17 protein-coding genes and 1 pseudogene are annotated in these 23,773 nt (G+C 58.6%); 11 read left to right on the forward strand and 7 right to left on the reverse strand.

What is annotated here, in order from left to right:
* Positions 1-32 precede the first annotated feature (32 nt).
* The gene (locus tag CU103_RS29595) at positions 33-458 is read left to right on the forward strand and encodes a DUF2721 domain-containing protein (protein ID WP_106667619.1); all 426 of its coding nucleotides are present in this window, start codon (positions 33-35) and stop codon (positions 456-458) included.
* A 37-nt stretch (positions 459-495) separates the two neighbouring features.
* Here CU103_RS29595 and CU103_RS29600 read toward each other — a convergent pair whose 3' ends face one another.
* The 3 genes from CU103_RS29600 to CU103_RS29610 all read right to left on the reverse strand — a co-directional run bounded on the left by CU103_RS29600 (position 496) and on the right by CU103_RS29610 (position 5,599).
* Positions 496-2,784, reverse strand: a complete 2,289-nt coding sequence (locus tag CU103_RS29600) for a tetratricopeptide repeat protein (RefSeq protein WP_106667620.1) — start codon at positions 2,782-2,784, stop codon at positions 496-498.
* Positions 2,785-2,828: 44 nt separating this feature from the next.
* A complete protein-coding gene (locus CU103_RS29605) occupies positions 2,829-3,836 on the reverse strand; it encodes an HAD family hydrolase (protein WP_106667621.1) in 1,008 nt (335 codons plus the stop codon).
* A 92-nt stretch (positions 3,837-3,928) separates the two neighbouring features.
* Positions 3,929-5,599 (reverse strand): arylsulfatase, encoded by a 1,671-nt coding sequence (locus CU103_RS29610; protein WP_106667622.1) that lies wholly within the window; start codon positions 5,597-5,599, stop codon positions 3,929-3,931.
* An 877-nt stretch (positions 5,600-6,476) separates the two neighbouring features.
* On the opposite strand from CU103_RS29610, the gene CU103_RS29620 reads away from it, so the two are divergent.
* Positions 6,477-7,265, forward strand: coding sequence for a DUF481 domain-containing protein (locus CU103_RS29620; protein WP_106667636.1), 789 nt, complete (start codon positions 6,477-6,479; stop codon positions 7,263-7,265).
* A gap of 119 nt (positions 7,266-7,384) precedes the next feature.
* On the opposite strand, the gene CU103_RS29625 is transcribed toward CU103_RS29620, so the two are convergent.
* Positions 7,385-8,143 carry a hypothetical protein gene (locus CU103_RS29625; RefSeq protein WP_106667624.1) on the reverse strand — a complete coding sequence of 253 codons (759 nt, stop codon included), beginning with the start codon at positions 8,141-8,143 and terminating at the stop codon, positions 7,385-7,387.
* Positions 8,144-8,531: 388 nt separating this feature from the next.
* Between CU103_RS29625 and CU103_RS29635 the strand changes: the two genes are divergently transcribed.
* From CU103_RS29635 to CU103_RS29650, 4 genes are all read left to right on the forward strand, one after another.
* Positions 8,532-10,418, forward strand: coding sequence for a sensor histidine kinase (locus CU103_RS29635; protein WP_106667626.1), 1,887 nt, complete (start codon positions 8,532-8,534; stop codon positions 10,416-10,418).
* On the forward strand, positions 10,415-11,059 hold the full coding sequence (locus CU103_RS29640; RefSeq protein ID WP_106667627.1) for a response regulator transcription factor: 645 nt from the start codon (positions 10,415-10,417) through the stop codon (positions 11,057-11,059). Before CU103_RS29635 ends, CU103_RS29640 begins: the two co-directional genes overlap by 4 nt.
* Before the next feature lie 151 nt (positions 11,060-11,210).
* A complete protein-coding gene (locus tag CU103_RS29645) occupies positions 11,211-11,537 on the forward strand; it encodes a response regulator transcription factor (protein ID WP_106667637.1) in 327 nt (108 codons plus the stop codon).
* Between the two features lie 304 nt (positions 11,538-11,841).
* Positions 11,842-14,637: an autotransporter family protein gene (locus CU103_RS29650; RefSeq protein WP_106667628.1), complete on the forward strand. Its 2,796-nt coding sequence runs from the start codon at positions 11,842-11,844 to the stop codon at positions 14,635-14,637.
* A 15-nt stretch (positions 14,638-14,652) separates the two neighbouring features.
* Here CU103_RS29650 and CU103_RS29655 read toward each other — a convergent pair whose 3' ends face one another.
* Positions 14,653-15,273, reverse strand: a complete 621-nt coding sequence (locus tag CU103_RS29655) for an FMN-dependent NADH-azoreductase (RefSeq protein WP_106667629.1) — start codon at positions 15,271-15,273, stop codon at positions 14,653-14,655.
* A 125-nt stretch (positions 15,274-15,398) separates the two neighbouring features.
* Here CU103_RS29655 and CU103_RS29660 point away from each other — a divergent pair, with 125 nt between their 5' ends.
* On the forward strand, positions 15,399-16,007 hold the full coding sequence (locus tag CU103_RS29660) for a TetR/AcrR family transcriptional regulator (protein ID WP_106667630.1): 609 nt from the start codon (positions 15,399-15,401) through the stop codon (positions 16,005-16,007).
* A gap of 42 nt (positions 16,008-16,049) precedes the next feature.
* Here CU103_RS29660 and CU103_RS29665 read toward each other — a convergent pair whose 3' ends face one another.
* Positions 16,050-16,673, reverse strand: a complete 624-nt coding sequence (locus CU103_RS29665; protein ID WP_106667631.1) for a TetR/AcrR family transcriptional regulator — start codon at positions 16,671-16,673, stop codon at positions 16,050-16,052.
* A 277-nt stretch (positions 16,674-16,950) separates the two neighbouring features.
* Between CU103_RS29665 and CU103_RS29670 the strand changes: the two genes are divergently transcribed.
* From CU103_RS29670 to CU103_RS29685, 4 genes are all read left to right on the forward strand, one after another.
* Positions 16,951-18,015, forward strand: coding sequence for an efflux RND transporter periplasmic adaptor subunit (locus CU103_RS29670; RefSeq protein WP_106667638.1), 1,065 nt, complete (start codon positions 16,951-16,953; stop codon positions 18,013-18,015).
* A 1-nt stretch (position 18,016) separates the two neighbouring features.
* Complete coding sequence (locus tag CU103_RS29675; RefSeq protein WP_106667632.1) at positions 18,017-19,114, forward strand: efflux RND transporter periplasmic adaptor subunit; 1,098 nt, start codon at positions 18,017-18,019, stop codon at positions 19,112-19,114.
* Positions 19,111-22,161 carry an efflux RND transporter permease subunit gene (locus tag CU103_RS29680; RefSeq protein WP_106667633.1) on the forward strand — a complete coding sequence of 1,017 codons (3,051 nt, stop codon included), beginning with the start codon at positions 19,111-19,113 and terminating at the stop codon, positions 22,159-22,161. The genes CU103_RS29675 and CU103_RS29680 overlap by 4 nt, the downstream gene beginning before the upstream one ends.
* A 70-nt stretch (positions 22,162-22,231) precedes the next feature.
* Entirely contained in the window at positions 22,232-23,407 is a 1,176-nt protein-coding gene (locus CU103_RS29685; protein ID WP_245449072.1) for an alpha/beta hydrolase, read from the forward strand.
* A gap of 166 nt (positions 23,408-23,573) precedes the next feature.
* Here CU103_RS29685 and CU103_RS29690 read toward each other — a convergent pair.
* A pseudogene (locus tag CU103_RS29690) lies at positions 23,574-23,773 on the reverse strand (polyphosphate kinase 2); the annotation flags it as partial.

Below are 23,773 nucleotides of genomic sequence, written 5' to 3' on the forward strand. Positions count from 1 at the left end.
CGACAAGATCAAGCTAGCGGCAGCAAAAGAATATGTCTGTCAACGTCGATCAACTTTCCACAATGATCGCTCATGCGGTGGCTCCAGCGTTTCTGCTGGCCTCCATCGCAGCTCTGGTGTCGATCCTGATCAACCGGATGGCAGGGGTGACAGACCGAATCCGGTCCATCAATCAGATTGCCGATGATGATCCTGCTCGCACGTGGCTAAAGTCGGATATCGCCCGGTTGAAGCGCCGTGAGACATTGTTGAATCAGTCGCTTCAACTGGCGGTCACGGGCGCGATCGGGATCGTCGTCCTCCTGCTGTTTGGGTTTGTCGTGGCTCTCCTCGGATATCGCCATGAATTGGGCGCAGGTGTGTTGTTCATCGTCTCCCTATGCCTGCTGGTCGGTTCTCTATTCCGGTTCCTGCAGGATATAAAGATCTCTCTGAGCGAGCACGATCATCACCATTGATGTTGATCCCAATGGGAGAACGCTGCTCATTGCCGCTTCAATTTTTCCCAACCACCGCCCGCAACTGTCTTACAAGGTCTGCGATCTGCGGATTGTTCGGCTGCAAGCGGGCTAGCGCCTCGGCATGTTTGAGTGTTTCTGGAAAGCGCCGAAGTTTTAGGCCAAATTGGATCGCAACGCCGAGCATGTTAGCGTCCGTTTCCCTCCCAGCTTTGTCAATTATCGCCAACGCGTCCGCAGTCCGGCCGGCCGAATCCAATGCAATGGCGAGCGTCGTCCTATACCGGGAATTGTCTGGATCAAGACTTACCGCCATCTCGAATTCCGCAATTGCGTCCGGCAACGCCTTTATGCGGACGAGCGACAATGCGTGGCCGTAGCGGAGGTCGGCCTGTTCGGGCGAAATCGCGATTGCCTCGGCGTAGGACCGTTCGGATTTTTCGTTCTGGCCGGAGGCGCGGTAGAGCTCGGCAAGATTAATGCGCGCGCCCGAAAACGCCGGATCGAGCACGAGCGCCTGGCGGAACACTTTCTCTGCCTCGTTCAAGCGTTGCTGGTCGAGCAGGAAGGATCCATAATTGTTCTGGACCTCGGCGACATCGGCGTTGGCCTGGACATATGCCCGCAGATCTTCGATAGCGGCCTCGAAAGTGCGGCGTTCATTGCCGAGGAAGTCCAGCGATGGTATGCGGCCAAGTGCCGTGACGGCCGCCACCCGAACGGCGCGTGTATCATCGCCGAGCAGCTTCCCTATTGCTTTTAGCCTGCTCTCCAATGGCAAATTGCCCGCCGCTTCCGCGGCTCCGAGCCGGACAAGCGGATCGGAATGTCCCGCTGCCGCCTCGACGTCTGCCGCAACATCTGCTCCACCGACCCGGCTCATCGCGGTAATCGCGCTGCCCTTGACGATGCCTGCCTGATCACTGTCCGCGACAAGCTTGCGCAGTGCGCTGATTGAGGCCGGATCATTCTGCGCCGCGCCTGCGAAAGCGTGCGCTATGGTCGAACGTTCACGCCAGGCCGTGCCGTACCACTTATCCATGGTTTCGGCGGCCCAGGCACTGGTTTTACCAGCATGGCACGTGGTGCAGCCATTCGGCGTGCCGTACATTTCGGAAAGGTCGGGACGCGGGGTCACGAAGGAATGATCGCGACGCGGGTCGACCTTCATATAGGTGCGCTGGGGCATATGGCAGTTGGCGCACTGCGCTCCGGACGAGCCCATCGGGTGATGGGTGTGGGCCGGTGTGTCGAAGTCGCCGCCTGGATTGAATTTCACAAAGCGCTCCGGAGCGTTTGCTGTATGGCATTGCGTGCACAGAGCATTGCCCTCTGCCTTTAGTGTTGCCTCATGCGGCCGGTGACAATCGAGGCATGTGACGCCTGCTTTGGCCATCTTGCTTTGCTGGAAGGAGCCGTATTCGAATACCTCGTCGAGGATCTGTCCGTCAGGAAAGTAGAGGTCCGAACGAAGCAGCGCCGGGGAGAAATGATCGAGAAAGCGTTGTCCGGGTTGATAGCCGTCCAGAACCTTGGTCCGTCGCGAATGACAGCCAAAGCAAGTGCTCGCATCGATCTCTGACAGACCCAGGGTCGGTCCGATCGTCGTCAGGACTGCTTGCGATTTCGTCTCGGCCCATTCGACATGTTTTGCCCCGCCGCCGTGACAGGATTGGCAGCCGATGCTGGTCGCGACATAGGTTGATCTGTATTCATTCGCCTGCGGCTGATAGTTGGTCTGAGGATCGGTCGAATGGCAATCGATGCAGGTGCGGTTCCAGCGGTAGAATGGGCCCGTCCAGTGATATGTGGACCCTGGTCTAGCGGGTTTGCCTTCGCCAAGCCAAAACCATTCCTGCTTGTTGGTGTCCCAGGCGATGTCGAGAGCCTGCAATCGCCCGCCACCGAGATCGATAAGGTACTGCTGCAGCGGCTCGTAGGCAAAGGTGTATTTGACCTCGAACTCCGCTTGCTTGCCGTCAGGTCCTTCAGTCCGGACGAACGAGCGACCGTCCCGGCGAAAGAAGCTTGTCACGATGCCATCGTGATCGAACTGGACGTCGTTGAAATCAGCCCGCACGGTTGTGTCGCCGGCGAGGGCCATTGCTTTGGCGTGATGTGATTTGGCAAAGGCCTCCGCCTCATCGGTGTGGCAGGAGGCACATTTCTTCTCGTCCACGAACCCCTCGTGCATCGAGATCAATGGATCGACCACAGCAGTGGCGGCGCTCTCTGCGCCGACAGCCTGCCCGGTGAGCGCAAGCAGGCAGCAAAGGCCAAGGGCTGCCTGATAAATTGCCGTTGAGCGAACGTGAACACTGCCCATTGCGTCGAGTTGCTCCTTGGCGCGGAAACGTAGGTAACAATGGTTCAATCGCGAAAGATTTGCTTCCAATCTGCCTTCATGTCCACAATCGTCCACTGATTCACGGAAGCGGCATCAAGCGCCGTGTCGAGGCGGCCGAACTCGGTGTTCCGATCATAGGCATATTCGCGCTCCGCATCGGTGTGATGAATGAGCATGCCAAAACCGGGCGTTCCGCCCAATGTTGTCCACTGCAGCATTTCCAGGTCGCCATCGGAATTTCCGAACGCGGCAATTGGACGACGGCCAATGTGCTCGTTGATCCCCACGGGCTTGCCGGCCTTGTCATCTATGAAATTTATCTGCGGCAGGCGAAACAGTGTCGGTGCGCCGTCCTTCATCTCGAACTGCGTCTTGATCGACGAGCCGACGACCTGCTCGGGCGGGATGCCATAGACCTTTTCGCTCCAGGGCCGCATCATCTCGATGCCGCCGCCCGATACGATGAACGTCTTGAAGCCATTGGCACGCAGATAGGTGAGCAGTTCGAGCATCGGCTGATAGACCAGCTCGGTGTAGGGTTTCTTGAACCGCGGGTCACGCGCGGTTGCAATCCAGTCCGTTACGATCTTCTGGAACTCTCCGGTGGTCATCCCGGCATGCGTCGCCATGATGAGCTCCACGAGGCCTTTTTCGCCGGCGGCTGCGAGGGTCTTCATATCACCCTCAAGCGCCGCCTTGAACGGTTGCGTGTCCTTCCACTCCGGATGCGATGCGGCTTCAGTTTTCACCCGGTCGAGGGCGAAGGCGAGCTGGGTGTACATCGGATGTTCGACCCACAGGGTGCCGTCATTGTCAAAGACGGCGATGCGTTCCGGCTCCGGGACGAAGTCGGGCGAATTTTCGGTGGTCACCTTTTTGACAAACTCGATGATGGCCGCCTTTGGTGCCGTGTCGTTCCACGAGGGGAGAGCGTCATTTTGAGCCAATGCCGGTACAACGACAAGAAGGATGGCCGCGATACAGAGCGCCCCAGCACGGGCGACTTTGGCAAGATCATGAGCCTCGTACATAAGGGCTTCCTCCAATGCGAGCTGCGCGTCCCAGACGCGCCGGCGGTGCGAACGAGAGGACCCCCGGTTCAGGCCGGGGGTCCAATTGAATGTCAATTGCCCGTTGGTAACGGAATGCTGACACCTTCCTTCGCGAGCGAGTCCCGCACCCACTGGAACCGCTCATAGTTCGAGAGCGTGATCGGTCCTGTGTACCCGACACTCTGCATCTTACGCGGGGGATACTCGACGTAAGTGGCCATGATCTTCTTCAACTCCTCACCCATGACCACGCCCATCCAGGTCCGCTCCGTGAAGTTGTTCATGAAAATGTCGTAACGTTCCTGGGGATCCTGCCATAAATCGAACACCTGGGGCACCGTGGCGACATATTTTTCCGCGCCTTTCCAGCCGAGATTCGAGTCAACCGCCAAGCCACCGGTCGGGGCCCCGTCATCGCCGCGAATATTGAACGCGAACTTGTAGTTGTTGACGCGAATAGCACCGGGTGAAAGCTCGTTCTCGGTGAAATAGAACCAGGATTTGCGCTCGGATTTGCCGGTACCAAGCAAGACCGGCGACATGTCATAGCTGTCGAAGATAATGGGCTTGTCTTCGCGGTCCTTGTCGGGAAGCGGAACGCCGGCAACAGAGGCGAATGTGGCCATCAGATCGAGGCCGCCGACGACGTCATGATTCTTCGTGTTGGGCTTGACCTTGCCGGGCCATACCGCAATCGCGGGAACGCGGTTACCACCCTCGCGCAAAGTGCCCTTGCTGCCGCGGAAGGGCGTGTATCCGGCATCGGGATAGACGTCCTGCCACGCGCCATTGTCGGTGGTGTAGAAAACAAGCGTGTTCTTGTCCATGCCGGTTTCGCGCAGCTTGTCCAATATGCGTCCGATATGGGTGTCGAGTTCGACAACCGAATCTGCATATTTGCTTTTCGACATTGACTTGTGCTCGAATTCCGGTGCCGGCATGTTCGGCTGGTGCACCTTCATGAAGTTAACGTTGATAAAGAAGGGCACGTCCGGCTTCTGGGAGGCCGTATCAAGGAATTCAATTGCGGCTTTCTCGACGTAGTTGTCGAAGAACGGGATGCCGACGATACCTTCCTTGCCGTCAATCGTGGGAGTATCGACATATTGGCCGTTGACCTTGAATTCCTCTGTCACCGGGCCTCCGGCCTTGCCGGACAGTGCGCCTTTCGTCACTTTCTGAAACATTGCGCGGAGTGCCGGGTCCATGTCGGGGAACCACGTCGGATCAGCATAGGTGTAGGCGTTGAGATGATACAGACCAGCATATTTCATTTCGTCGTAGCCCTGCGCATTGGGCAGCGAATAATCCGCCTCACCGAGATGCCATTTGCCGGTAAAATAGGTCTGGTACCCGCCTCGTTTCAGCACTGAGGCGAGGGTCCATTCCGCTGCCGGAAGCCCACCACCCTGGCCCTGGAAGGCTACTGTGGTCATACCGCTGCGGTTGGGAATGCGCCCGGTCTGCATGGCGGCGCGGCCAGGGGTGCAACTCGGCTGAGCATAGAACGAGAAGAAGGTCATGCCTTCGCTTGCCAGCTTATCGATGCTGGGAGTCGGCATCCCGCGCCCTTCACCGCCACCATAGGGACCAAGATCGCCATAGCCGGTGTCATCGGATACGATGAACAGAATGTTGGGCTTTCTTTGCGCTTCCTGGGCCTGTGCGGGGGCAAGTGCGCCCCAGAGAACGGACGTAACAGCAAACGCACTGATACTATAGTTTAGAACCTTGCGACGCATTTTCTTCTCCTCCGTTTGACCCTCCAGCTTGTCGATCAATGAGGGGTGCTGACAGGCAACGACAATTCAATGGATGCCGCTGCCGCGTGTTCACCTTGAATTCAATCGAAACAACTGGAGCTCTTTTAATTCCGCGCACTCTTCAAGCTGGAGCGACGTCCAGCCCAAGTGTCGCGAACCCATCGCCAGCATCCTACTTAACCGCGACCGCCGGCGGTATTGTACCTTCGGGCAACACTGTTTTTTGTGAGCTTGGGCTTCGTCGAAATACTTCATTTCCAGCACGTTCCGGTTGCCGCACCAGTGTTTCGCCTCTACGATCGTATCGATGCTCTGAGGGGGGAGAATCTAAATGCGTCTCATGATGCCCATAGTATTTTTCTCGGCGCTGATGCTGGCCGGTTGTCAAACAGGCGGCGATGGCACGGGGGCGGTTCCAGCGTCCGCCGTACCGCCGAGTATGGTTGCAACAGCAACGGCCGCTAACGGCGGGCCAATGGATGTGGCCGATTTGGTGAATGCGCCAGCGGGCACAGGAAGATCCCAAATGCTGGCTCGTGGATATAGAATTGGTATGGAACAGGGGCAGACCATTTTCTGGTGGAACCCGAAGACAACAATTTGCGCGACTACCGTTACGGCCAAAGGCCGCTATCAAACAATTGGAACTGCAGAGGCCCGATATTGTGGGCAAAATTCCAGTTAGAAGCGAGCTATAAGAAGAACGCTACGGAATTGCGATCACCACCATGCGCTGCCGTGCCCCAAGGCCGGTGGCGGCCGCGCCGGAAGGGTGGTACCGTGCCTACGGGAGCGAATCTGGTTGGCGTGCAATGACTTTGTTGCAGACAGCCGCAGCTATGTTGAGGGGAACAACATGAAGTATTCCGTTTCTTTGATATCAATGGTGGCTGCTGGTCTTCTGGCCGCAGGTCCCGTGCGCGCAGCCGACATCGCGTCGCCGATGGCACCTGAACTCAAGCAAACCGAACAGGACGGCTGGACGTTCGCGGTGAGCCCATATTTCTGGGCAGCAGGCATGTCCGGAGATACAGGTCTGTTTGGCCTTCCGACAGTGCATACCGACATGGATTTCGGCGATATCCTGAATGATCTCGATTTCGCAGCCATGGCGATAGGCGAGGCGCGGTACGAGCGCTACAGCATCTTTGGCGATATCATGTATTCGAAGATTTCTAGCGGTTCCGGTACGCCGAGAGGCATCATTGCCGACGATGTCGACGTGACCTCCGAAACCTTTGCCGGGCTTCTCGGCGCTGGCTATTCGGTACTGCAGAATGACCGGGGCAATCTCGATCTCGTCGCAGGCCTGAGGGTATGGCATGCGAGCACGGAGATCTCGTTCAGCGGCGGCATTCTCGATGGTGTGAGCCGTGAAGACAGCGCGACCTGGGTCGACGGTCTCGGCGGGATACGGGCAAAATATTCAATCACCGACAAAGTTTATTTTACGGGATGGGGGCTTGTCGGAGGCGGCGGGGCCGATGTCGACTGGGATGTGGCCGGTGGTATTGGCTACAGTTTCAACGAAAAGATATCCGCGGTCGCCGGGTACCGGGCGCTTGGCGTCGATTACAGCAACGACGGCTTCGTCATGGACATTGTTGAACAGGGGCCGATCTTCGGTGTCGTCATGCATTTTTAGCCGCTGCGGCTTAGCGATCCTTGGCGGGGGAGATAGCAGGCAGCAAGGCTGGTAGAGCGGCGGCTGACCTTCAACGGTCAGCCGCAATCGGCCATCCTGATTCAGATCAATCGATCAGTTCAGTAGCAAGGTGGAAGCGGATAATATCCGCATTGCGGGTAATAGTAGGGATTGGCCGCCGCCCCAATGGCCGCACCTGCCACCACTCCCGCTGCGACCGCACCGCTGCCATACCAGGCCCCGTGGTAGACGGGGGCGTGCCAGTAAGCCCCGCCGACATGAGCAACATTGACATCATTGACATGGGCGAAACTGCCGTGGAACCCGCCTGCACCGACATCGCCGCCATGGAATCCGCCAGCCGCAAAGCCTCCGGCGAAATGATCGATAAAGAGTGCGGCCGGCCCGGACCCGCCATCGAGACTTCCTTCGAGAACCGTAACATCGAATGTGAGGTTACTGCCTTCAAGCTTTGGAGATTTGAGGGTGACCACGGCCTCACTCACGTCTGATCCGTCGCCGCCCAGCACCGAAACCGTAGCGTTTGGCGGATCAATGGCAAAGTTATCCTTGCCCTCATCCCACTGCATTATGAACTGCTCGGTGGTGACATGCCCGGCAGCCCGTACCGGGCGATCGGCAAAGACGACAGAATTCGCCGAGACCCCGGTGAGAAGAAGCTTACCGCCATCAAGCTTGGCACCAGACGAATTAATGACTGCGAGGGACGGCACCGGGCCAGTCGGTGTGACGGTACCAATGGTTTTTCGCAAGGGCACATTTGGCTTTTTGACAGGATCTTGGGCAAATGCTCCAGGTGTTGCTCCCGAAAAACTCCCGACAACGGCTATAAAGCCTACGATGGGAAAGATTTTCATATCAGTAACCTCCAAGTAAGAGCGGAATGTGCTGGTAGGTTCTAACAAAGCACTGGACAGGACATGCACACGTCGCGACCAACGTGTTCGCCTTGACCCGTCTGCTCAGCCAGAACTTCTTCGAGATTTCGAACCGCGTGCCTTGGAAAATGGTGCGCAGGTCGCAAACATCGTACGCAAGAGCGGGCCGAGGCGATATTGTACTTTGGGGCAACACGCATGCATCAGCCATCGATCGGACCGCCATCGGTAGCCCCGGAACCCAATATATCGCGATAATCGTCTTGCCAAAGAGTGGGGGCATTTCCCGGATGGGCATCCATACTTCCCCGGATAGTACTACCCGGCCAATCTGTTACTATGGATCAGCTTGTTGGGGGCAAGTACGATGGGCATGGTGCGCAATTGGAAGGTTCGATCGAGCCGATTCGCCCAGAATCCGGGCGTATTGTGTTGCGTATTTCTCGTGCTCCTCATGGCGGCACCGGCCGCCTCGATGGAGATTGTGGACCGCGCTCCCCGCGTTCTGATCCTTTATCCCTACGATGAGAGAATAGCCGCAACAACTGAAGCCGGGGAAGCAGTGCGAAACCGGCTGCGGGAAAGGACATCAGGCAAGATCGATATTTTCTCGGAGTTTCTCGATCTTTCGAGATTTCCGGAAAAGACCCACATCGAGAAAATGGCCCGCTTTCTCACTGGCAAATATGCCGATCGCCGCCCGGACGTGGTGGTTGCGCTCGGGGAGGAATCGGCAAGCTTCATCGTCACAAACCGCAATATCATCGCTCCCGGAGCGCAAATCCTTGTTACCGGCTTCAGCAAATCGACCGCCGAGAGTATGCGCTTGCCCAGTGATGTCGTCGGTGTCTTCAACGAGTATGACGTAACGAAGACGCTCGAGTTGGCACGCAGCCTTCAGCCCCAGGCGCGGCATCTTTTCATTATCGGGGGATCGGCGGACTTCGATCGTGCGTGGCTCGCAACGGCTCGTTCCGACCTTGCGGGCCGGGCCAAGAATTATGAAACGACCTATCTGGAGAACTTGACGATCGATGAGTTCGTCGATCGCGCCGCTCATCTTCCCCCCGACAGCATCGTCCTCGCCCTGACCATTTTCAAAGATCGCACCGGGCGCAACTTCATACCGCGCGAAGCCATCAAACAGATAGCGGCAACTGCCAGCGCCCCGTTCTACGGCCCTTATCCAACCTACCTCGACTACGGCATCGTCGGCGGCAACATGGTGACATTCGAGTCGCTGGGGCTGGCCGTTGCCGACCTCGCCATCGATGCGGTAGCCGGGAAGCCGATTGCCAACGTCGATGCTCCGCAAACCTATATTGCCGATGCGAGACAATTAAAGCGCTGGGGGCTTTCGGAGAGCGATCTGCCTTCCGGAACTGTCCAATGGTTCCGGGAAAAAACACTCTGGGAACAGCACTGGCTGGCGGTCCTCGCCACACTCGCTGTCATTGCTGCGCAAGGCGTCGTCATTACCGGCCTGCTTATCGAACGCCGCCGCCGCCGTGCCGCGGAACTGGAATCACGCGTTCGTCTCCTTGAGCTTGTCCATCTCAACCAGTCCGCGACGGCTGGCGCGTTGACGGCGTCTATTGCACATGAACTCAACCAGCCACTCGGCGCGATCCGCAGCAACGCTGAGGCGGCAGAGCTCTTGCTCCGGGGCGTGACGCCGGATCTCGAGTTGATAAAGCAGATTCTCGTCGACATTAAAGATGACGATCAGCGTGCGGGCGATATCATTGCCCGTCTAAGGGGGCTGCTCAAGAAGCGCAGTGAGATCGATTGGACGGAGTTCGACCTCAATGATGTGATAAACGGTGCGATCCAAATTCTCCGGCCAGAAGCCGAGCAGCGAAGCATCGTGGTCAGTTCCCTCGGCGTGACGGAGGAACTACGCGTGCGCGCTGACAAGGTCCATATCCAGCAAGTCATTCTCAATCTCGCCACCAATGCGATGGATGCCATGCTCGACGTGGCGTCGACCGAAAGGCGTCTGGTGTTCCAGACCCGGCTGACGAAGGAATCCAAGGTCGAATTGTCGATTTCGGATACCGGCCGCGGCATCCCCAGCGAAAAGCTTGTCGGAGTCTTTGACGCGTTCTACACGACCAAGCCGACCGGCACCGGGCTTGGCCTTCCCATCGCCCGGATGATCGTCGAAACCTACGCGGGCAAAATATGGGCAGACAATAGTCCGGGAGGCGGCGCTGTTTTCCGCTTCGTCCTGCCTCTCGCTCGAAACGGATAAGCCAGGTGAGACCAGTTATTCACATCGTCGATGACGACGCCTCGTTTCGAACTGCAGTGGGCCGGCTGGTAGAGGCATCCGGTTTTCGGGTGGCGCTCTATGAGTCCGGCGATAAAATTCTCGCGGTCTTACCGAACTTCGAACCTGGTTGTATCCTCCTCGACCTTCAATTGCCTGGCCTGAGCGGGCTTGAACTGCAACAGCATCTCGTGGAGAAAGCACCGTTGCTGCCGATCATCTACCTCACAGGCCAAGGCGACATCAAAGCCAGTGTGATGGCGATGAAAGCGGGCGCAGAAGATTTTCTAGAGAAGCCGGTTGTTGGCAAGACCTTATTGGCGGCGATCGAACGAGCGCTGTGCCAGTATGAAAAACGGCATGTCGAACAGGATCGGATTCATAGCCTTCAGGTTCGGGTGGGAAGCCTCACTCCACGCGAAGCGCAGGTTTTCGATCTGATTGTTCGCGGCAAGCTGAACAAGCAAATCGCCTACGTTCTGGGAACGTCTGAAAGAACGGTCAAGGCACATCGGCACTGCGTCATGGAAAAACTTGGAGTGCGCTCCCTTGCCGAGGCGGTATTGATTGCGGAGAAAATGGGGCGCCTCGATCCTGCGTCAAACCCATCGCCTTATGAGTGAAGCCTGCGCACTTCCCTTTAGGACAGTATCGTTGGTCCTTAGTCAGCTCTATCATCCATCGAGCTGACCATTTTCTCAACACTGGCTGAAGTGAGGCACAAAGTTGGAACGCCCACCAAGCATCGTGGCTGTCGTGGAAGACGATCCGAGCATGCGCAGGAGCGTTCGGCGCTTGCTGAATGCCCATGGCTTCGTGACGGAGGAATATTCGTCGGCCGAAGACTTTCTTCGTCACTCTGCCGCGACCGAAATCAACTGCCTTGTCCTCGATATTGATCTCGGCGGCATATCCGGGATCGAGTTGCAGCGCCGATTGAGGGCTTCGGGGTCCAAGCTTCCGGTGATTTTCATCACTGCTCTCGAAGACGGCGCACTGGAAGCGGAGGCGACACAGGCCGGTTGCATTGCCTATCTGCGCAAGCCATTTCCGGCCAACCTGCTAATCGACGCCATCAACAGTGCTTCAGCGGCGGATTGAACGGCGGATACCGGCTTATGCCGGCGCAGGGCGGACACTGCAGAAACGTTCACGTGAAAACGATCAAGAGCCTGGCGCCATCGCTCGATCCCTGATTTTTTGTATTAACTTTGCCGTTTTGTTCCACCAATGAAAAACAGTATTTAACCAGTAAAAATTGCATGTTGCCGACATGCAACCAATGGTTGTTATTTTAACCCTACCGTTAAATTGATCTGGTTGCGTCACTTGCCTGTTAATCGAATCCCGCCATTGATTGGACCAACTAGCGACACTCGCTATTCAGACAATCTTGGGAAATAGCATGAACGATAGGTTCTATACTGCCAACCGGGTCAGAAACAGGCATCTTCTCGCGGGCGTGAGTTGTGCCGCACTGGCCCTCGTTTGCGGAATTCCCTCGGAAGTCATGGCAGGGACGTATACGGCCAGCGACCCGGGACAGCTCAATGGAGCCATTGCGGCGGCGAACGCCGATGCCGATCCAAATGCAACGATCCAGCTTACCGGCAGTTTTTCGGTTACAACCACAAGTCTGACCGCACCCGCCAAGCCCATCACCATTGACACTCAAGGTTTCACACTTTCCGGCCAAGCCGGTGCCGGTGCAAGCAGTGGCGGCGGGGTGAACCTGGTTGGTGGAGCCGGCGGCATGTTTACGCTGGTGGGGAACTTCAAAGGCGGTAACGCGGATTTGGGAGGCGGAGGGCAAGGTCTGCAGATACGGCTTGGGGCATCAGTGACCAACAACGGATTTGTGGAAGGAGGAAGCAGCCTTGGTGGATCTGGAGGACCGGGCGTCATACTCGGCGGACCGGGCGCACCAGGCACTTTGATCAACAAGGGCACGATTCGGGGCGGGACAGGAGCCCTCGGCGGCGGGCAAGGCTTGCAGGTTCGCACCGGCGCAAACCCGGTCGTCAACAGTGGTACGATTGAAGGCGGAGCGGGGGCTCATGCGATCCAAGCGAATACGGCGACCGTAAGTCTCAATCTCATCAACAGCGGCACAATCCGGGCAGGTGCTGGCCAGGCGAACGCGATCGGGCTGGCGCCGGGAGCGACGACAGGCATCATCAACCTTGAACTGCAGGCCGGATCGGTGATTGAAGGCAATGTCGTTGCGAATGCAGCGGCAACCACCGACACCCTTCGCCTTGGCGGAACCGATGACGCCATCTTCGACGTGTCGGCCATCGGCCCGCAATATCAGAACTTCGATATCTACCAGAAGACCGGTACGAGCGACTGGTATCTCACAGGTACAGGTACAGCCACGACGAACTGGGATATCCAGAGCGGGTTCCTGACCGTTGGCAATGGCGGCACCAGTGGCAGTGTCATCGGCGATATCACCCTGAATGGCGGAACGCTCGGTTTCTTCCGCTCCGATACGGTCACCTTCGACAATGTCATCACCGGGACCGGCGAGGTCATGCAGTATGGCAGTGGCAAAACGATCCTGAACGGCAATTATACCTATAGCGGCCTGACGTCCGTTGTTGCCGGCACTTTGGCCATAAATGGCTCAATCGCGACGCCGGTTTCCGTGGCCAGTGCCGGTACGCTTGGCGGCATCGGTACGATCTTCGGCGATGTGACCAACACTGGTACCGTTGCTCCTGGCAATTCCATCGGCACATTGACCATAAACGGCAATTATATCGGAAGCGGCGGTGTGCTCGAGATCGAAACTGCGCTCGGCGGCGACGCCTCGCCGACGGACCGTCTGGTGGTAACCGGCGACACCTCCGGCAGCGCCGGTGTACGGGTAATCAATGTCGGTGGTACCGGTGCGCAGACGATCGAAGGGATCAAGATTGTCGATGTGGGCGGCGCCTCGAATGGCGCATTCTCGCTGCTCGGCGATTATGTGATCAATGGCGAACAGGCGGTCATTGCCGGTGCCTATGGCTATACCCTGCATAAGAACGGGGTGAGCACCCCCAGCGATGGAGACTGGTATCTGCGATCTGCACTTACTTCGCCGGCCGAACCTGGTGAGCCGGAAAACCCTGGGGAACCGGGTGTACCTGGAAATCCTGGTGGACCTGAGGGCCCGATCTATCAACCCGGCGTGCCGATCTACGAAGCCTATGGTCAGGTCCTGCAAAGCCTGAACGGTGTCTCGACCCTGCAGCAGCGCGGAGGCAATCGCTATTGGGCCGGGGCAGGCAATGGTGCGCTGGCGCAAGGCGATGGCTCGGGCATGGTCGAAGCCGCACCGCTCCCCTCGGAAGGTGGCGATATCGCGATCGATTCCCGTGGTATCTGGGGCCGGATTGAAGGTGCGCATGGCAAGTTCGAGCCCAGGACTTCAACTACGCTGTCTGACTATGATGCCGATACATGGGAGGTAGAGACAGGGATCGATGGCCAGTTCCATGAAAGCGATGCCGGTAAGCTCATCGGCGGTCTCACCGCCCATTACGGCCATGCCTCCGCCGACATAGCCTCGTTCTTCGGTGATGGCTCGATCGACACCGATGGATATGGTCTCGGCGGCACGCTGACCTGGTATGGCCAGAACGGCTTTTACCTCGACGGACAGGCGCAGGCGACATGGTATGATAGCGATCTCACCTCCACCACGCTTGGGAGCAGTCTCGCCGACGGCAATGACGGCTTTGGCTACGCCTTCGGCCTTGAAACCGGAAAACGGTTCAATCTCAACCAGAACTGGACCATGACGCCGCAGGCGCAGCTGGCCTATTCCAATGTCGATATCGACGACTTTACCGATCCGTTCGGCACCGACGTGTCGTTTGGCAGCGGCGACAGCCTCAAGGGCCGGATCGGCGTTTCCGCCGATTATCAAAATGCCTGGGAGGACAGAGCCGGAAAGCTCACCCGCACCAATCTCTATGGCATCGCCAACCTCTATTATGAGTTCCTGGATGGCAATGAGACCGACGTCTCAGGCGTGAACTTTGCCACCGCCAATGACCGCACCTGGGGCGGCATCGGGGCAGGCGGCAGCTACAATTGGAATAACGACAGTTACTCGCTCTACAGTGAGGTCTCCGTCAACACCAGCCTGTCTCACTTCGCCGAAAGCTATAGTCTCAATGGGACAGCGGGGTTCAGGGTGAAGTTTTAACGCCACCCGGAACACTTATGCTATCGCAAGGGTACCGATCTCCGCCTGCGCCGCCTTTAGCGATACCTCGCGCTGCCGAGCGCTGATATTAACGCCGTCGGCAGTGATGACTTCCGGATCAACGATGCCGACGAAGGCGAACACGCTCCTCAAGTAACTCAGCGTGTGCTCAAAATTCTCGGCGGGGGAGCCCGGTCCGTAAAAGCCGCCGCGCGCCAGCGCTATGATGACGCGTTTGCTGCCAAGCAGGCCTTCGGGTCCCTTTTCCGTGTAACGGAAGGTCTTGCCGGGGACGGCGATGCGATCGATCCATGCCTTCAGCTGGCTGGGCACGCTGAAATTGTACTGCGCGACGCCGAGAACGACCGTGTCTGCGGTCAAAAACTCCTCTAGAACGTTTGCCCCAAGCGCAAGGTCCGTCTTTAATGCAGCATCCTGGCCGACATCCAAGCCCGCCCGGACCACGCCGACGTATTTGCCCGACAGGTGCGGGATCGGTTGGGCCGCAAGATCGCGATAGACCACTTCAGTCATCGGATCGAGAGACTGGATCCGTGCGACCACCGCCGCCGAAAGCGCCCGGCTCACCGAGTTTTCGCCGAGTATGCTGGAATCGAGATGAAGAAGGCATGGCATCAATAACCTCACACCTGTGTAGCAACAGGATTTCATAACAATGGGACAGTCGCCCGTTATCTTAATTGCACTTTTATGTCATTTCGACTAAAAGGTCAATATGACATTTGGATAGAGGATGGCTAATGGCGAAGATTGATCTGGCACGGAGGGCAAAAATCGGACGCGACCGGCGCGAGAGGACCCGCGCACATATCCTCAACGCGGGAGCGACGCTGCTTGCGGAAGGGGCTGCGCTGACCTTGGATGCCGTGGCAGAGGCGGCGGGCCTCGCCAAGGGCACGTTTTACTATCACTTCGGCAACGTCGAGGAGTTGATTGCTGCGGTGAATGTGCAGCTGGAACGGAGCTTTGACGAGGTGCTGGCACCTCCTCATGCGGGGTTAAGCAATCCGGTCGCGCGCCTGTCCTTTGCATTTGCGCAATCCCTGGAAAAGGCGCTTTCCGATACTGCCTGGGCGCGGCTGGTAGTTCAAACCTCGCAAAAGCCGAACAAGTTCGGCGGCGGAGTTCGCAAAAAGCTTACGGCCGATATCGCCGAAGCGATAAGACAAGGACACATGGCCGTGCTGGACCCGGAACTCGCCACTGACATCTTCGTCGGAATTTGGCTCCAGGTGACACGAGGCACTTTCGAGCGAGCCCCAACGCCTGATTTGACTCGCAAGGCCTTGCAGGCGGCGCTTCGAGCACTCGGGAGCGCTCCGCCTGAGGGATTATCCCTATCGACATGATGGCGCTTTGTCCGGCCAGTCTATCCTTGCTGACCAAGACTACTACATGCCAGCGGCTGGCAGGCGCTTGAGTACCGATCCCGCCTGCTGGGCGCTGAGGCCAATCGCGCGCAAGATGGCACTGATGACAGCATCAGGGTCGAACGAGGACAGTCTGTCTTCACCGATCACGCGCAACATGTGGAGCATAATCCCGACGACAATCTCGACGTTCAGTTCCGCCGCCGGCGCTTCCTGAGACAGGTGTTGGAGGTCCTCGAGGAGACGGCGGCGGATGTTGTCGCCGCTTTGCGGATTGGTTGCTGTCATCCTTGCGACCACTGCGGCCCATCGGGAGTCATTGAGGGCTTTGTCGATGAATGCTCTACAGCCGAAGGCAATGCGCAGGGCAGGCTCGGTGAGGGCGGTCCGGCCCGGCTGCAGCAGTTCATCGAACGACTGGACCAATTCCTCCGCGACCGCCGCGGCCAATGCTTCCAGGCTATCAAAATGAGTGTAGAACGTTCCCTTCGCGACGCCTGCCTCCTGAACCACGTCATCCACCGTGACGGATTCCACAGCCCGTCCGGCAAACAGAACATTGGCAGCTTCAACAAGCTGCGCACGGGTTTTTACGCGCTTTTCGCGTCCAATTTCGGCTCGGCGGATCAGGTTGATGTTTGCCATCGTGATTCCTCAAAATTCTACCTACAAGTAAGTCATATTGACCTGAAAGGCCAGTTCGAAGCCGGAGAGATTTACATTTCCATTCTCTTGCATAGCACCCATGCGCCTATTTCATATTGACTATAAGTTCGAAATGACTTAATAGTCACTGAAATGTTGATCCGCCGCTGGCAGGCGTAGGATTTCTCACACCATAAAAACCTCGAACCCTATCGCTGAGGCTGAGCTGCGCCCCTGGCTCATACCTTTTTGGTTGCAAACCGTAATGGAGCAAAAAATGCAGCCTATACGTCTTATTGGAATCGGTCTCGCCTGCGTCCAACTCGCCGCCTGCGAAGACAAAGCAGAAGTCGCACCGCCGCCGCAGCATGTCCGCGCCATTCACGCCTCGCTCGCCGAATATCAGCCGCGAGCGGAAATCACCGGCGAGGTCAAGGCCCGGATCCAGTCGAACCTTTCGTTCCGGGTAAGCGGCAGGGTGATTGAGCGCTTTGTCGACGTCAGTTCACCCGTGCACGCCGGCGACATTCTCGCCCGCCTCGATGACAGCGAACAGCGTGCCGATGTGGAAGTCGCAAGGGCGGGGCTGCAGTCGGCGCAAGCGGTCGCCACGCAGAAGACGCTGACTTACGAGCGGTATGAGGCGCTGCTGCGCTCGCGGTCCATCTCCCAGGCCACTTTTGATGAGGCTGATAAGGAGCTGCGCACGGCGCGGGCCTCCCTGGAAGCTGCCGAAGTGGCGCTGGGGACGGCGGAGGATGCTCTTTCCTACACCAAACTGAAAGCCGACGCCGACGGGATCATAACCGCGCGGGACATCGAGGTGGGCCGGGTGGTGTCGGCGGCGCAGCCCGCCTTCACACTTGCCCATAACGGGCCCCGGGACGCCGTTTTCAATATCTTCGAGGCCTTTTTCCTCGAAGGTCAGCCGTTATCCGGTGTCGATGTTGCACCGGTGTCGGATCGCACCCCCGGAGCGCGGGCGACGGTGAGGGAGGTCTCTCCCTTCATCGACACGAGAACCGGAACCATCCGTATCAAGGTGGCACTCCCCGAAGATGCGCAATGGCCGCTCGGCACGCCCGTTGTCGGCGAGTTCCGCTCGCCGCCACGCCAGGGGATCGTTTTGCCTGCGAGCGCTATCGCCTCCGCCAAAGGCGAGCCCGCCGTGTGGCTCGTCGCCCCGGGCAGCAGTTCTGTCTCACTCCGGAAGATCGCAGTCGCAAGATACCGCGATCGCGACGTGATCGCGTCCGGCGGTATCGCCCCGCAGGACCTGATCATCACCGAGGGAGGAAAGTTTCTCAAGGAAGGTCAAACCGTGGCCTGGGAGGACAAATAAGATGTCCCATTGCCGCTTTCATTGCTCGATTTCAGTCCTTGCGTTAGTCGCTCTTCTTGCCGGCTGCAATCAGGACGCCAGCTCTGGCGAGCTGGCTGGACCGCGCCCCGTCAAGTCCGTAGCCGCCAGCGCAACGCAGGCGCAGACAGTGCGCTTTCCTGGCGTCGTCCAGGCGGGAGTGCAAACCGATCTCGCATTCCGCACGTTGGGGCGCGTCGTATCACGCAAAGCGGGTGTGGGCGACCTCGTGCGTGCCGGCGACGTCGTGGCCGGGATTGATCCGCTCGCGCTTGAACTCGCCGTCCGCAGCGCCGAAGCCGATCTGCGCAGCGCTGAAGCGCACCGTGGGAACGCCCTGTTGACGCAGGAGCGCAAGCAGAGGCTGGCGTCGACGAGCGCCGCGAGTGCCGCGGATCTGGATCTTGCCGAGCAGGAGTTGAAATCGGCGCAGGCTAACGTGGCAAAGGCCAATGCCGGCCTCGCTAAGGCACGTGAGCAGCTTGGTTATGCCGAGCTCAAGGCCGAGTTCGATGGTGTTGTGGCGGCCACGTCCGTTGAAGTCGGACAGACGGCAACCGCCGGCGAGCCAGTCCTCACACTCGCTCGCCTTGACCAGCGTGACGTGATCGTCGACGTTCCGGAAGAGTATCTCCGGTCTGTGCGCGTGGGCGACCATTTCGACATCGCCCTCCAGCTCGATGACACGCTGCGGACCTCAGGCGTCCTGCGCGAGATCGGCCCGCAGGCCGATGCCGGTACCCGCACCCACAGGCTGAAAATCGCCATCGATAAAGCACCGGATGTTTTCCGTCTTGGTTCGGTGGTCACCGCTACGCCGCCAAAGGCGCAACAGGGGCTGCCCGTCGTGCTGCCTGCAACGGCGCTCGTCAAGAGCGATGGCACTGACCGTGTCTGGGTTGTCGACCCCGCAACCCACACCGTTTCACTCAGACCCGTACGACTCGACATCTCCCCGACTGGCGTCCGCTCCATCCGGGTCCTCTCTGGGCTCAAGGACGGAGAAGAAGTGGTCGTCGCGGGCGTCAACCAGCTGGCCGAGGGGCAGGCCGTGAGAACACAACAGGAGCAGCGCCCGTGAACAAGTTCAACCTTTCAGACTGGGCACTCGAGCATCGCTCGCTCGTCTGGTATTTTATGATCATCTTCGCAGTGGCCGGCGCGTATGCCTACATGGCCCTCGGCCGCGAGGAAGACCCGTCCTTCACAATTAAAACGATGGTGATCCAGGCCCAGTGGCCCGGCGCGTCCGCCCAGGAAGTGACGCAGCAGGTCACCGACCGCATCGAAAAGAAGCTGCAGGAACTCGACAATCTCGAGCATACCCGCAGTATCACCACCGCCGGACAGACGATCGTCTTCGTCGATCTGCTGCCGAAGACGAACGCGCAGGACGTCAAGCCGACCTGGTCGCGGGTCCGCAACCTGATTGACGATATCAGGCACGAGTTCCCCCAAGGGGTGGTTGGTCCGTTCTTCGATGATCAGTTCGGCGACGTCTACGGCAATATTTTTGCCTTTAGCGACGACGGGCTAAGTCAGCGGGAGTTGCGTGATTTCGCCGAGAACGCCCGAACCCAGATCCTCAAACTACCGGATGTGGGCAAGGTCGACATCGTCGGCGAGCAGGACGAGGTTATTTATCTCGAGTTCTCAACCCGCAAGATCGCTGCCCTTGGCCTCGACCGCGCCGCAATCATCTCGGCACTGCAAGCGCAAAACGCCGTGACACAGTCCGGTTTCGTCGAGGCGGGTCCGGAGCGCATCGCCTTGCGCGTCGGCGGCCGATTTCTCTCCGAAGATACCCTGCGCGGCATTAATCTGAGGGTAAACGACCGCTTCTTTGCGCTGACCGACGTCGCCAGCATCAGTCGCGGCTACGTCGATCCGCCAAGCTCTCTTTTCCGCTTCAACGGGAAGCCGGCAATCGCGTTGGCGATTGGCATGAAGACAGGCGGAAACCTGCTGGCCTTCGGCGAAGCGCTGGAAAAGACCATGACCAGGATCGTTCAGGATCTTCCCATTGGCGTTTCGGTCGAACAGGTCTCCGACCAGCCGGAGGTGGTTCACGAGGCAGTGGGAGGCTTCACAAAAGCGCTGTTCGAGGCGGTCGCCATCGTGCTTGCGATCAGTTTCATTAGTCTCGGGTTCCGTGCGGGGCTTGTCGTGGCGATCGCTATTCCGCTCGTTTTGGCCATCACCTTCATGGTGATGCTCTATTTTGGCATTTCGCTGCAGCGGATTTCGCTCGGAGCGCTCATCATCGCGCTCGGCCTTCTCGTTGACGACGCCATGATCGCGGTTGAGATGATGGTGGCACGTCTGGAATTGGGTGACAGTCTCACCAAGGCGGCTACCTATGTCTACACGTCCACAGCCTTCCCGATGCTCACCGGCACGCTCGTGACCGTCGCGGGATTCATCCCGGTCGCGTTCAACAAAAGCAGCGCCGGCGAGTTCACCTTCACCCTCTTCGTCGTCATCGCCGTATCACTCATCGTATCCTGGATCGTTGCTGTAGTGTTCACGCCCCTTATCGGCGTGACCTTGCTGCCCAAGTCGATGAAGAAGCATGCACAACACAAGGGCCGGTCCGCGAAGGTATTTTCGCGCTTGCTACAATTCTGCCTGCGCTGGCGCTGGATGACGATCATCGCCACGGTTCTCCTCTTTGCCGGATCGGTCGTCGGCCTGTCGATGGTGCAGCAGCAGTTCTTCCCGAGCTCCGACCGTCCGGAACTCATCATTGACTGGAACCTGCCGCAGAACAGTTCGATTGCCGAAACAGGCGGTCAGATGGGGCAATTCGAGCGCGAGGTGTTAGCCGGCAACCCTGCGGTCGAGCATTGGTCGACCTATGTCGGACGGGGCGCGCCCCGCTTCGTTCTTTCCTTCGATGTCCAGCCGGCCGACGTTGCCTTCGGGCAGACCGTCATCGTCACCAAAGGGCTCGATGTCCGCGACAAGCTGAAGAAGGACGTCGAAGCTTACCTTCAGAAGACCTTTCCCGGAACTGACGCCTATGTGAAGCTCCTCGAAATCGGACCCCCCGTCGGCAAGCCGATTCAGTACCGCGTGTCCGGCGAGGATCTTCAGACGGTGCGTGATCTGGCACAAAAACTGGGGTCTGTCGTCGGCACCAATCCTTCCCTCAAGAACCTTGCCTTTGACTGGAATGAACCGGCGCGCGTTGTGAAGATCGACGTGATGCAGGACAAGGCGCGCCAGCTTGGCGTCTCGTCCCAGGACATCGCCATGGCGCTCAACACCGTCGTTCAAGGAGACTCGGTCACGCAGGTCCGGGACGACATCTATCTCGTCGATGTCGTCGGCCGTGCCGCGGAAAAGGAGCGCGGCTCGATCGGCACGCTGCTCGACCTGCAGCTCCAAGCCAGCAGCGGCCAGCCGGTGCCATTGTCGTCGGTCGCAACGTTCCGCTATGAGCTCGAACAGCCGACGGTCTGGCGGCGCGACAGGCTCCCGACGATCACCGTCAAGGCCGGGATCAGCGATACGACGCAGCCGGCAACCATTGTCAAAGCGCTCACCGACAAGATTGCGGCGTTCGAAAAGACGTTGCCGGCAGGCTATCACGTCGAAGTCGCCGGCGCAGTCGAGGAAAGTGCCAAATCGCAAGGTCCGATCGCGCGCGTCATCCCGGCCATGCTCCTCGTCATGGCAACACTGCTGATGGTGCAGCTTCAGAGCTTCCACAGGCTGTTCCTGGTGTTCTCTGTTGCCCCATTGGCCCTCATCGGCGTGGTCGCGGCCCTTTATCTGAGCCATGCCCCGCTCGGCTTCGTTGCCCTCCTTGGCGTGCTCGCGCTCGTCGGAATCCTCATCCGCAACTCGGTGATCCTGATCGTGCAGATCGAGGAATTGCGAGCGGAGGGAATGTCGCCATGGAAGGCGGTCGTCGAGGCGACCGAACATCGCATGCGGCCGATCATGCTGACCGCGGCTGCGGCGACCTTGGCGCTGATCCCTATCTCGCACGAGATCTTCTGGGGACCGATGGCCTACGCAATGATGGGCGGCATCGTCGTGGGAACGGCGCTGACGCTACTTTTCCTGCCGGCGCTTTATGTCGCCTGGTTCCGGATACCGCGTGAGATCGAGGAGCACTGAGATGGACGCCAGAATGTCTTCCGCCCTCTTTCGAAGATGCGCTCCTCAACTGCTTTCGGTGGCGGTGCTCATGTGCATCGCCATAACCGGATGCGCGACCCGGGTGGAAAACGTCCTGCAGCCTCAAGTGGCCGTGACCGCAAGCGATGCCAGCCGGGTGAACATGCTGGTAGCGACGACGCGCAAATCATCGGACGATCCCGGTCGGCTCTATTCGGGCGAGCGCGGAACGGCGATCTCGCTCAACAACGTCTCCGTCTCCATTCCTCCAGATCGAAACCGCAAGATCGGCAAGGTGCAATGGCCCTCACGCCTACCGCCGAATCCGCAAAAGGAGTTTGCAGTCCTTGAAGCCGGCAAGGTTGCGACGGAAGGACAGGCTTTCAAGTGGTTTCGCAAGAACCGTAACGCCAAGCGGCAGGTGCTCATCTTTGTCCATGGCTTCAACAATACCTACGCCGACGCCGTCTTTCGCTTCGCCCAGATCGTTCACGACTCGGGCACCGATGCGGCACCAATTCTCTTCGCCTGGCCATCGCGGGCGCGGGTTTTCGACTACCTTTATGACAAGGAAAGCGCCAACTACTCGCGACGAGCCCTGGAGGACCTGATCCTTCAGGCGACCCGGAGCCCCGATGTCGACGACGTAACCATCCTCGCGCATTCGATGGGGACCTGGCTCGCGGCGGAGGCACTGCGCGGGGTTGCCATGCGCGAAAAATCTATCCCGGCCAAGATCAAAAATGTCATCCTTGCATCGCCAGACATCGATATCGATGTGTTTCGCCGCCAGTTCATCGAAATGGGACCAAAACGGCCGCATTTTGCGATCCTGACATCGACGCGCGACAAGGCTCTGGAGGTCTCTGGCTGGCTCTCCGGCGGCGTCGACCGCGTCGGTGGTGCAGATCTCAAACCATATGCCTCTGTACTTGATAAACTTGGCGTTTCGGTCATCGACACGAGCGCCATCGCCTCGAACGATCCGCTCGGCCACAATGCCTTTGCCGATAGTCCTGAGATCGTACGCCTGCTTGGGAGACGGCTGGCCGGGCAATCGCTATCGGGACGAGAGGCGTCATTCGCGGATCGCGCGGGGGTGGCGGCTGCCAACTTTGCCGGGTCGGCGGCCCGTGTGGCCGTTGCCGCTCCGGTCTCGGTCATCAGCGGCGAGGCTCGCGACGTGTTGAAACGCGAACTTTCCCCATCGACCGGGCAGCTCGTGGACGGTCAGATCTCGTATTGAAGTCATGTCCGATCACTCCGAATGGGGAATGTCCACAACGGGCGAACCAAGGGTTACGAAATCGCTAGAGCGGTAGTAGTCGTAGACGGGACGCCCATTAACTTGCCACGCGAAGGTGCCAGCGGCAGCGATCATTTATGCTTCGGCCGCCTGTTTCCCAACCCGATCAGTATTTTGAGGGGACGTAGAGTTCCGGCGGCAAGACCTTTCGCTCGTAGTCTGGATTGAACACCCGCTGGGGCAGCGTGATGTCCTCGTGTGGAACATCCTCATAGGGAATTTGTTGCAGGAGATGATCCATGCAATTCAGGCGGGCCCGCTTCTTGTCATTGCCCTCGACGATATACCACGGTGCTTCGGGAATAT

It is taken from the genome of Phyllobacterium sophorae (genome assembly GCF_003010965.1).
GTDB classification, from domain to species: domain Bacteria; phylum Pseudomonadota; class Alphaproteobacteria; order Rhizobiales; family Rhizobiaceae; genus Phyllobacterium; species Phyllobacterium sophorae.